At 63.3% G+C, this 9,165-nt stretch carries 12 protein-coding genes and 1 tRNA gene; 6 read left to right on the forward strand and 7 right to left on the reverse strand.

Going from position 1 to position 9,165, the window contains the following annotated elements; translation table 11 throughout:
* Together EN893_RS08780 and EN893_RS08785 are read left to right on the forward strand one after the other, a co-directional pair.
* On the forward strand, nucleotides 1-325 hold a 325-nt coding region (locus EN893_RS08780; RefSeq protein ID WP_281062474.1), incomplete at its 5' end, for a dihydrodipicolinate reductase C-terminal domain-containing protein.
* 396 nt (nucleotides 326-721) lie between these two features.
* Nucleotides 722-949, forward strand: a complete 228-nt coding sequence (locus EN893_RS08785) for a DUF680 domain-containing protein (protein ID WP_127270735.1) — start codon at nucleotides 722-724, stop codon at nucleotides 947-949.
* 140 nt (nucleotides 950-1,089) lie between these two features.
* Here the strand turns inward: EN893_RS08785 and EN893_RS39110 are convergent, their stop codons facing one another.
* The 5 genes from EN893_RS39110 to purM all read right to left on the reverse strand — a co-directional run bounded on the left by EN893_RS39110 (nucleotide 1,090) and on the right by purM (nucleotide 5,752).
* Nucleotides 1,090-2,130 (reverse strand): ATP-binding cassette domain-containing protein, encoded by a 1,041-nt coding sequence (locus tag EN893_RS39110; RefSeq protein ID WP_306251738.1) that lies wholly within the window; start codon nucleotides 2,128-2,130, stop codon nucleotides 1,090-1,092.
* Nucleotides 2,049-3,242 carry a hypothetical protein gene (locus EN893_RS39115; protein WP_236383102.1) on the reverse strand — a complete coding sequence of 398 codons (1,194 nt, stop codon included), beginning with the start codon at nucleotides 3,240-3,242 and terminating at the stop codon, nucleotides 2,049-2,051. Before EN893_RS39115 ends, EN893_RS39110 begins: the two co-directional genes overlap by 82 nt.
* A gap of 189 nt (nucleotides 3,243-3,431) precedes the next feature.
* Entirely contained in the window at nucleotides 3,432-3,947 is a 516-nt protein-coding gene (locus EN893_RS08795; protein ID WP_127270733.1) for a histidine phosphatase family protein, read from the reverse strand.
* A gap of 15 nt (nucleotides 3,948-3,962) precedes the next feature.
* Nucleotides 3,963-4,676 (reverse strand): phosphoribosylglycinamide formyltransferase, encoded by a 714-nt coding sequence (gene purN / locus EN893_RS08800; protein WP_127270790.1) that lies wholly within the window; start codon nucleotides 4,674-4,676, stop codon nucleotides 3,963-3,965.
* Nucleotides 4,673-5,752 (reverse strand): phosphoribosylformylglycinamidine cyclo-ligase, encoded by a 1,080-nt coding sequence (gene purM / locus EN893_RS08805; RefSeq protein WP_027037916.1) that lies wholly within the window; start codon nucleotides 5,750-5,752, stop codon nucleotides 4,673-4,675. The genes purN and purM overlap by 4 nt, the downstream gene beginning before the upstream one ends.
* Nucleotides 5,753-5,991: 239 nt before the next feature.
* Here purM and EN893_RS08810 point away from each other — a divergent pair, with 239 nt between their 5' ends.
* The 3 genes from EN893_RS08810 to hdaA are packed head-to-tail and all read left to right on the forward strand — an operon-like array spanning nucleotide 5,992 to nucleotide 8,429.
* A complete protein-coding gene (locus EN893_RS08810) occupies nucleotides 5,992-6,549 on the forward strand; it encodes a CDP-alcohol phosphatidyltransferase family protein (RefSeq protein ID WP_127270787.1) in 558 nt (185 codons plus the stop codon).
* On the forward strand, nucleotides 6,521-7,723 hold the full coding sequence (locus EN893_RS08815; RefSeq protein WP_127270784.1) for an AI-2E family transporter: 1,203 nt from the start codon (nucleotides 6,521-6,523) through the stop codon (nucleotides 7,721-7,723). The genes EN893_RS08810 and EN893_RS08815 overlap by 29 nt, the downstream gene beginning before the upstream one ends.
* A gap of 1 nt (nucleotide 7,724) precedes the next feature.
* Entirely contained in the window at nucleotides 7,725-8,429 is a 705-nt protein-coding gene (hdaA, locus tag EN893_RS08820; protein WP_127270782.1) for a DnaA regulatory inactivator HdaA, read from the forward strand.
* Nucleotides 8,430-8,443: 14 nt separating this feature from the next.
* Here the strand turns inward: hdaA and EN893_RS08825 are convergent, their stop codons facing one another.
* Nucleotides 8,444-8,725, reverse strand: coding sequence for a hypothetical protein (locus tag EN893_RS08825; protein WP_127270077.1), 282 nt, complete (start codon nucleotides 8,723-8,725; stop codon nucleotides 8,444-8,446).
* A gap of 93 nt (nucleotides 8,726-8,818) precedes the next feature.
* A tRNA-Pro gene (locus EN893_RS08830) sits at nucleotides 8,819-8,895 on the reverse strand.
* 140 nt (nucleotides 8,896-9,035) lie between these two features.
* Here EN893_RS08830 and EN893_RS08835 point away from each other — a divergent pair.
* On the forward strand, nucleotides 9,036-9,165 hold a 130-nt coding region (locus EN893_RS08835), incomplete at its 3' end, for an NADH dehydrogenase ubiquinone Fe-S protein 4 (protein ID WP_164900769.1).

The raw sequence follows: 9,165 nt of genomic DNA on the forward strand, positions 1-9,165 counted from the left end.
GCCATCGGGGACGGCGTTGATGCTGGGGCATGCCGTAGCCGGCGGACGCGGCATCGACCTGGACACGGTCGCAAGGCTTGCACGCGACGGCGTCATCGGCGCGCGGCCGACCGGCGAGATTGGCTTTGCGGTGCTGCGTGGCGGCAGCATCATCGGCGAACACAGCGTCAGCTTCTGCGCCGAGGGCGAGACCTTGACCTTGTCGCATGCAGCCGGCGACCGCGTCATGTTCGCACGCGGCGCCATCGCCGCCGCGCTCTGGCTCGAGGGACGCCCGCCAGGCGAATATGACATGCGCGACGTGCTGGGCATGACCGGCCTATAGCGGCCGGTTTGTCGTCCCGGTTGGACGTACGCACCCATATCTCGTCCACCTCCGCACCGAAAAAAGAACGCTGGAGGGGTCAGGTCTCTTCAAACCGAACCGTTCGGTTCGATTTCTGTTGACGGACTGTATAGCAGATGGTGAACGCTGGCCTGGTTGTCGGCCTCGGATAGTGGGAGAAGAATCTCACTAAAGATTTGATTTCGAACAATAAAATTATGACCGCCGGGGGCCTGTGCCAAATTTCAAGGCCCGGATTCAAGCTGCGGAGGAACATCTTCGTGATTGGAATCCGCGGCAGGGCAAACCCATCTCGGGGTGGTCCGAGCGACGCGAAATTCCTCCCAAGGGCACGCCACCAGACGGACAGAACAAAGAAATACTGGAGTAACTAAAATGACCAAGATCGCTCTTACCGCCGCCGCCATCCTCGTCGCCACGGGCACCGCTTTTGCCGGCAGCGACAACTATGGCTCTTACAATGCCAACCAGCCGGTTGCGAACCAGTCCGTGTCCAACATCGACACCACACACACCGGCTCGATCCCGAAGTCCGTAAAGACGCAGGGTGATGCCAATGCCAAGGTGCCGGCTCAGTCGGGCCAGGGCATCTGGGGTCGTTGATTTTCTGAAGTCTGCGACCACAAAGAGCGGTGGGCTTTGCCCGCCGCTCTTGTTTTATGCGTTGGGAAAATATTTCGAAATGACGAGCAGTCGGCTAAAGCTCGCCGGGCGGCGCCGGAAAAGTGCTCCACATCCATAATTCAGGTTTCGAGTGATGCACCCGCCCTGATCCAGGGCGCCGTCTGAGACGTTTCCGAGTTGATCATCTCGATCGGATTGCCCTTGAAGATAACGCTGCCGCCATTCTGCCCGGCGCCCGGACCCATCTCGATAATCCAGTCGGCTTGTGTGATGACGTCGAGATTGTGCTCGATCACCAGCAACGTGTTGCCGCTGTCGGCCAGCCGCCCCATCAACCTGACCAGCCTTGCCACATCCGACATGTGCAACCCTGTTGTCGGCTCGTCGAGGATGAAGATGCGTCCGATATTCTGCAACTCCGTTGCCAGCTTGATGCGCTGGCGTTCGCCGCCAGAGAGACTGCTCAGGGGTTGGCCAAGCGTCATGTAGTCAAGGCCGACCTCGGCCACACGGTCGAGTGCCGGGCGGATGTCCGGCTCGTGGAAGAAGCGCTGGGCGTCTGAAACGCTCATGCTCAGCACGTCGTCGATGTTCTTGCCGCGAAGCTTGTAAGCGAGCACCGCGTCGGTGAACCGTCGGCCGTGGCAGACCTCGCAAGCGCTGACGATGGTGTCCATGAAGGCCATATCCATGCGGGTGACACCGAGCCCTTTGCACCCCGGACAGGCCCCGGCCGAGTTGGAACTGAACAAAGAGGCACCGACGCTATTGGCTTCGGCGAATAGTTTTCGGATTGGGTCGAGGACCCCTGTATAGGTCGCCGTGTTCGAGCGTATGGAGCCGCCCAGCGCACCCTGGTCGATGCATACGGCGTCGGGGTAGCGACGCGAGAACACGCCGTTGATCAGTGAACTCTTGCCCGAACCGGCAACGCCGACGACCGCAGTGAGCACCCCTTGTGGAATGTCGACGCTGACGTTCTTGAGGTTGTGGAGGTTGGCGTTGCGCAGCTTCAACCAGCCTGTCGGGGGGCGCAGCACCGCTTTCGGGTGCGGTCGGGCCTTCATGAAGCGGCCGGTTAAAGTGTCGGATCGTTCGAGATCGGCCACCTTGCCCTCGAAGACGACGCGCCCACCACTCTCGCCCGCGCCCGGACCCATATCGATGACATGGTCGGCGATGGCGATGATCTGAGGATCGTGCTCGACCACCAGCACAGTGTTGCCCTTGTCGCGGATCTCTCGTAGCTGATATAGCCGAGCCCGATGCCAGTCATGTGGTCAAGTCGGGCGCAGAGCGCCGCGACGATCGGCACAGCCGCGGTCGTTGAAATTTCCGCGACAATGGGCACAAGATCGCTGGCCGGCATGGCGGCAAGGTCGGCTATGCTGTTGCCGTTGATCTTGCATGCCAGGACTTCCGGCCGCAACCGCGCCCCATGGCAATCCGGGCATAGCCCGCTGGTCACCACGCTCTCCAGCGCCTCGTTCCGGTCTGAACTCGACCGGTTGTGCAGAAAGCTGCGGTGAAAGCGCGGGATCAGCCCCTCATACATCGAACTCGCCCACCAGCCTTTGGCCGGATGCGGCGGCTTGTGTGGCTCGGCATTCAGCAAAAGCTCCCATTCCTCGGGACTGTAGTCTTCGAGTTTCTTGTCGTTGTCGAAATAACCCGACAGCACATAGCGCTTCCAGCGCGCGCTGCCGACAGCGAGAAGCGGGAAGCGGATAGCGCCATCGTTGAGTGATTTCGAGCGGTCGAGCAGTGCGTCGACATCAACCGTGGTGATGGCGCCGATCCCCTCACAGCGCGGGCACATGCCGTCCGGATGGTTGAAGGAAAAGACGCTGGACAGGCCGACAAATGGTTCGCCGACCCTGGAAAACAACAGCCGCAACAGGGCTTGGATGTCGGTGGCTGTGCCGACGGTCGAGCGGGCATTGCCGCCTAGGCGCTTCTGATCAACAACGATCGCCACCGCCAGATTCTCGATCAAATCCACGTCTGGCTGTCCATAGTGCGGCAGGCGATGGCGGGCGAAGGAACTGAAGGTCTCATTGAGTTGGCGCTGCGATTCCGCCGCGATTGTATCGAATACCAGCGAGGACTTTCCCGAACCCGAGACGCCGGTGAAAACGGTGATGAGCTTTTTTGGAATGTCGATGCTGACGTTCTTGAGATTGTGCTCGCGGCTGCCGACGACACGAATGGCCTCATGACTTTGCAGTTCGTGAGACCGCCAGGCGGTTTTGCGCAGGGGAGATCCGGTCATTTCCGGCTCGCGAGTTCAGTCAGCGGGATGGCGCACGTGCGGACCGGTTTGCTCGATTATCGGCGGCCCATATGGAAAAACTCGCTATATGCGGTCTGGTTCCCAACCAGGGCGGCTTCGCTGGAACATGCGATCGGCAACGTGCCCGACGCGTCGTTTTGCATGGGACGAAGCCGTGCGGGACAGGTCTTAGCGGAGATCCTTCGGCCTGAGGCAATGCGTCAGCCGCGCTCCGCCGAAGGCGAGATCCGTCCAGTCGGTGTCAACGGTGAAACGGGCCAGCGCCGCGGTCGGGAATTTTTCCTCAAGCCGGTTCCGAGCGGAGCCATCCGATTGGGAACCGGCAAGGCGCCGTGCGAATTCTTCCAGGCCGGGATTGTGGCCCAGCAACAGAATGGTGTTGGTTGCGGCCTTTACCTTGCTCAGCTCGGCGAGAATGTCCGCCGCCGTCGCTTCGTAGAGCGCTTCGACAAATTCGACAGGCGCCTCCATGGGCCACTCGGCCGCCACCAGCCGCCAGGTGTCGCGGGTGCGCAGCGCCGGCGACACCAGCGCCAGGTCCGGCAGCCAGCCGCGCGCCGCAAGCTCGCGCCCGATCGAGCGCGCCGCCTTCACTCCGCGTTCGGCCAAAGGCCGATCGAAATCATCAAGGCCAGGGTCGTCCCAGCTGGATTTGGCGTGACGAAGCAGGAGAAGCTGTTTCATCGTCACGCTCTCGCCTCACGGCGTGATGCGCGCCAGATGCTCGAGGTCGGTTTCCTCGCGCAGCGGGTCGGGGGCCATCACCACCGAAGTGCCGTTGTCGGCATCGTCGGCAAAGTGGGCAAGCACGGTGCGGCCGGCCTCCATGCGCGCCTTGCCTTCGGCAACCAGTCCCAATGCCAGCGGATAGAGCCGGTGCTCGGCCTTCAGCACGCGGGCTGCCAAAGTATCGGCGGTGTCGCCGACCATCACCGGCACGGCCGCCTGTGCGATGATCGGACCGTCATCCATCTCGGAGGTGACGAAGTGCACGGTGCAGCCATGGATGCGGATGCCGGCGGCCAGTGCGCGCACATGGGTGTCGAGCCCCTTGAACGCCGGCAGCAGGGCAGGGTGGATGTTGATCATGCGGCCCTGCCATCTCTGGACGAAGCCGGGGGTGAGGATGCGCATATAGCCGGCCAGCGCCACGATCTCGGCGTTGAAGGCCGCGAGCGCCGCGTCTATTGCCGCGTCATGCGCCTGCTTGCTGCCATGGTCGGCACGCGAGACGATCTGCGTGGCGATGCCGCGCGCTCTGGCGATGCCGAGCCCGGCGGCGTCCGCCTTGTCGGAAATGACACCGACGATCTCGGCCGGGAACGCCGGGTCGCTGGCCGCGGCAATCAGCGCGGTCATGTTGGAGCCGCGCCCCGAGATCAGGACGACGGTGCGTTTCCTCTGCGCGTTCATAGGCCGATCGAGCCCCGATAGATAACGCCGGCGTCGCGGCGCGGCACGATGCGGCCGATCGGCGTCACCGTCTCGCCGGCCTCCTGCAGCACGGCGGCGACCTGTGCTGCCTGGCCGGACGCGACCGCCAAGATCATGCCGATGCCGCAATTGAAGGTGCGCATCATCTCTTCCGGCGCCACGCCGCCAGTCTTGGCCAGCCACGAAAACACCGCAGGAACGTCGATCGCCTCGAGATCGAGTTCGGCCGAAAAATCCTTGGGCAGCACGCGCGGGATGTTTTCCGGGAAGCCGCCGCCGGTGATGTGGGCGAGCGCCTTGATACCATGCGTGTTGCGGATCGCCTTGAGAATCGACTTGACGTAGATGCGGGTCGGCTCGAGCAGCGCCTCGGCCAGAGTGGCCTCGTCGTTGAACGGCGCCGGATCGCTCCACGACAGACCGCTGACGGCGACGATGCGGCGCACCAGCGAATATCCGTTCGAGTGCAAGCCAGAGGAAGCCAGGCCCAGCAGCACGTCGCCTTCGACAATATCGTCGGTGGGCAGCAGTTGGCCGCGTTCGGCGGCGCCCACCGCAAAGCCGGCCAGGTCGTAATCATTGCCGTGATACATGCCGGGCATCTCGGCCGTCTCGCCGCCGATCAGCGCGCAGCCGGCCTGGCGGCAGCCCTCGGCAATGCCGCCGACGATTGCGGCACCCTGGTCGGGATCGAGCTTGCCGGTGGCGAAATAGTCGAGGAAGAACAGCGGTTCGGCACCTTGCACGACGATGTCGTTGACGCACATGGCGACGAGGTCGATGCCAATCGTGTCGTGCTTGCCGGCATCGATGGCGATCTTGAGCTTGGTGCCGACGCCGTCATTGGCCGCCACCAGCACCGGGTCGGTAAAGCCCGCGGCCTTGAGGTCGAACAGGCCGCCGAAACCGCCGATCTCGCCGTCGGCGCCCGGCCGGCGCGTCGCGCGCACCAGCGGCTTGATCTTCTCGACCATGAGATTGCCCGCGTCGATATCGACACCGGCCTCGGCATAGGTGAGCCCGTTCTTGCGCTTGTTCACGTCGCGCTTGCTCATTTCTGGTGCCCGTTCAACAATTTTCCTTGTCGCGGGCTCTTCGCATGAACGGTTTCTGTCCGCAAGGATAACGGCCATTTCGGCCCATAAAACCGTGGACAGGGCACGCGTATAGGCGCTCGTGATTGGCGAAAGCCAAGCTGAAAGCCGCTCTCCCGTGCGGGAGATCGGCAGCTTCTCCCTTGTTGCCACCCGCTATCTTCATCATCTATCTCCGACCAAGAGGAGGTGCCAAGCATTTGACCATCCCAAACCTGATCACCATCCTGCGCCTTATCCTGGTGCCGGCGGTGGTGCTGGCGATGCTGCAGGCGCGCTGGGACTGGGCTTTTGCCGGGTTCCTCGTCGCCGGCATTTCCGACGGCGTCGACGGGTTCATCGCCCGCCGTTTCAACCAGCAGTCCACGCTCGGCGCGTATCTCGACCCGGTGGCCGACAAGCTGCTGCTGGTTTCGGTGTTCGTGGTCATGAGCTTCATCGGGCAATTGCCGCTGTGGCTTGTCGTCATCATGGTGTCGCGCGACGCGTTGATCGTCTGCGCGGTGGTGTTGTCCGCCGTCATGACCCATCCGGTCGAGATGAAACCGTTGTTCGTGTCGAAGGCCAACACCGCGATCCAGATCGTGCTGGCCGCGCTTGTGCTGGGAGAACTTGCCCTTGCCGTTCACTTCGACCCGCTGAGGTCAGCCCTCATATTGCTGTCCGGGGTCTTGACCGTGGCTTCGGCCGCAGCCTATCTCGTCACTTGGCTGAGGCACATGAGCGGCTATGGCGAAGGCTCCACTCCGGACATCTGAGACAGAAGCGGCAGCGATCGAGGCCGCGGCCGCCGACATCGCCGCGTCCGCGACCTTTCGCCGGCAGATCTTCTTCTGGCTGGCCGGTGCCGCGCTGCTGGCGCTTTTCCTCTATGTTTTCAGCGCCATCCTGCTGCCCTTCGTCGCCGGCATGGTGCTGGCCTATTTCCTCGATCCCGTTGCCGACCGGCTGCAGCGGCTCGGCCTGTCCCGTTTCATGGCGACGGTGGTCATCCTCATCACCTTCCTCATCGTGCTGGTGCTGGCCTTCGTCATCCTCATTCCGGTTCTGGCCACGCAGATGGCCGATTTCGCCGGCAAATTGCCGGAATATCTGACCCGGCTGCAAAGCCTGATCACCTCGTTCGATCCGAAATGGCTGGAACAGAAGTTCGGCGTCAACGCCAACAGCTTGCGCGACGGGTTGAATTCGCTGCTGACCTCGGGCTTCGGCCTGGTCACCACCGTCTTCACCTCACTGTGGAGTTCCGGCATGGCGCTGGTCTCGGTGGTCAGCCTGTTCGTGGTGACGCCGGTGGTCGCCTTCTACATGCTGCTCGACTGGGACCGCATGGTGGCGGTCATCGACGGTTGGGTGCCGCGCGACAACGTCCAGACCGTGCGCGCCATCGCTCGTGACATCAACACCGCAACAGCCGGCTTCGTGCGCGGCCAGGGCACGCTGTGCCTGGTGCTGGGCGCCATGTATGCCACCGGGCTGACGCTGACCGGACTGAATTTCGGCATCCTCATCGGCCTGTTCGCCGGGCTGATTTCCTTCATCCCCTATGTCGGCTCGCTGACCGGGCTGGTGCTGGCCGTCGGCGTCGCCTTCGTCCAGTTCTGGCCGGACTGGACGATGATCGTCGCGGTCGCGGTCGTGTTCTTCATCGGCCAGTTCATCGAGGGCAACATCCTGCAGCCGCGGCTGGTCGGCAAGAGCGTCGGCCTGCACCCGGTATGGCTGATGTTTTCGCTGTTTGCCTTCGGTGCGCTGTTCGGCTTCGTCGGCTTGTTGATCGCGGTGCCGGCTTCTGCGGCCGTCGCCGTGCTGGTGCGGTTCGCCATTGCCCGCTATCTCGAATCGCCGCTCTACAAGGGCCGCGGCGCGGCACCTGTGCCGCAGCTCCCGGCCGATCGCGGCGGCGGCCACCGCACGCAACCGCGTCGCTGAAGTGACCGCCCAGCCAACCGACCCGCCACGCCAGTTGCCGCTCGATCTCGGCCATGGCACCGGCTATTCGCGCGACGAACTCGTCGTCTCCGGCACCAACAACCAGGCCGTGGCGCTGGTCGACCGCTGGCCGGACTGGCCATCGCCGGTGGTGGTGCTGGCCGGTCCCGCGGGTTCGGGCAAGACGCATCTGGCCTCGATCTGGCGCGCGCGTGTCAATGCGGTGGCGGTCGACGCCAGGCGCATCGGCGACAGCATTGCCAATCTCGGCGCGCGGCCGGCGCTGATCGACGATGTCGATACCGGCGCGGTCGATGAACAGGGCCTGTTCCATCTGATCAATACGGTGCGTGGTGCCGGGTCGACGCTGCTCCTGACGGCGCGCCGCTTCCCGTCCGCCTGGCGCGTCACGCTGCCTGATCTCGCCTCACGGCTGAAAGCGGCGGCGACAGTCGAAATTCATGAGCCCGACGATCTCCTGCTCGCCGGCGTCATCACAAAACTCTTCGCCGACCGTCAGATCGAAGTCGAACCGCATGTCGTGCAGTATCTGGTCCGCCGTATCGAGCGCTCGCTGGCGACAGCGATGCGCGTGGTGGAGCGGCTCGACCGGACCGCGCTCGAACGCAAGACGCCGATCACCAGGGCGCTGGCAGCCGAAACCGTCAACGCCATGGATGAAGGGCAGGGCGAATTCGAGATTTAGCTGAGAGGTCAGTCTCAGAGCCACATTACGGCGAAATGACGGACCGCGAGGTAGACGGCAGAGTGAGCGGCGATATAGCCGGCGGCGACCAGCACAAACATTCCGATACTGACACGCCAGGAGCGGGAGACGACGGCGCCTGGGGCCTGCCTCGCCTGTCTGCGGCTTTCACGGTTGTTCCACATCGCCAGCGCGGCGCAGGCAATTGCCCACGTCACCATGAACGGAACGGTGATGCCGGCATAGGCAAAGTAGGCCGGTCCGAAAAGCGACACCCAGGCATCCATTCCAAGCATCTGAACCCCCTGTTGCCGAACCGGCCACGAATCCACGACCGGAGCCGGAGCAAGTGACCATATGGCTGCGCCGGGCATTGGGCTGTGAGGGGATGGTCGGAGTGGAGAGATTCGAACTCCCGACCCTCTGGTCCCAAACCAGATGCGCTACCAGGCTGCGCTACACTCCGAACGGTCTGTTGCCTATTCATTTCGGTGGTGCATGGCAAGTGCAAAAACCTGCGAGAGCAAAAACCTTGCCGCCGTGCGCATTGCGCAGTAATGACGGGCGAAGGGTGGCGATGCTGCCTTGCACAAGAACGAGGTGGCCATGTCCGCGCGCATTTTCAGCCCAGCCAAAACCGCGATGCAGTCCGGCAAGGCCAAGACCGGCCACTGGGTGCTGGAATTCGATCCCGAGACGCGCAAGAAGATCGATCCGCTGATGGGCTATACGACGT

This window comes from Mesorhizobium sp. M7A.F.Ca.CA.004.04.2.1 (assembly GCF_004022825.1).
In the GTDB taxonomy this organism is placed as follows: Bacteria; Pseudomonadota; Alphaproteobacteria; order Rhizobiales; family Rhizobiaceae; genus Mesorhizobium.

Bases quoted from the DNA above. Each gene is read 5' to 3' on its own strand.
- EN893_RS39110 (WP_306251738.1), bottom strand. From the start codon at position 2,130: ATGGGTCCGGGCGCGGGCGAGAGTGGTGGGCGCGTCGTCTTCGAGGGC.
- EN893_RS08795 (WP_127270733.1), bottom strand. From the start codon at position 3,947: ATGAAACAGCTTCTCCTGCTTCGTCACGCCAAATCCAGCTGGGACGAC.
- EN893_RS08815 (WP_127270784.1), top strand. From the start codon at position 6,521: ATGGCGAAGGCTCCACTCCGGACATCTGAGACAGAAGCGGCAGCGATC.
- EN893_RS39115 (WP_236383102.1), bottom strand. From the start codon at position 3,242: ATGACCGGATCTCCCCTGCGCAAAACCGCCTGGCGGTCTCACGAACTG.
- purN (WP_127270790.1), bottom strand. From the start codon at position 4,676: ATGAACGCGCAGAGGAAACGCACCGTCGTCCTGATCTCGGGGCGCGGC.
- EN893_RS08825 (WP_127270077.1), bottom strand. From the start codon at position 8,725: ATGCTTGGAATGGATGCCTGGGTGTCGCTTTTCGGACCGGCCTACTTT.
- purM (WP_027037916.1), bottom strand. From the start codon at position 5,752: ATGAGCAAGCGCGACGTGAACAAGCGCAAGAACGGGCTCACCTATGCC.
- EN893_RS08785 (WP_127270735.1), top strand. From the start codon at position 722: ATGACCAAGATCGCTCTTACCGCCGCCGCCATCCTCGTCGCCACGGGC.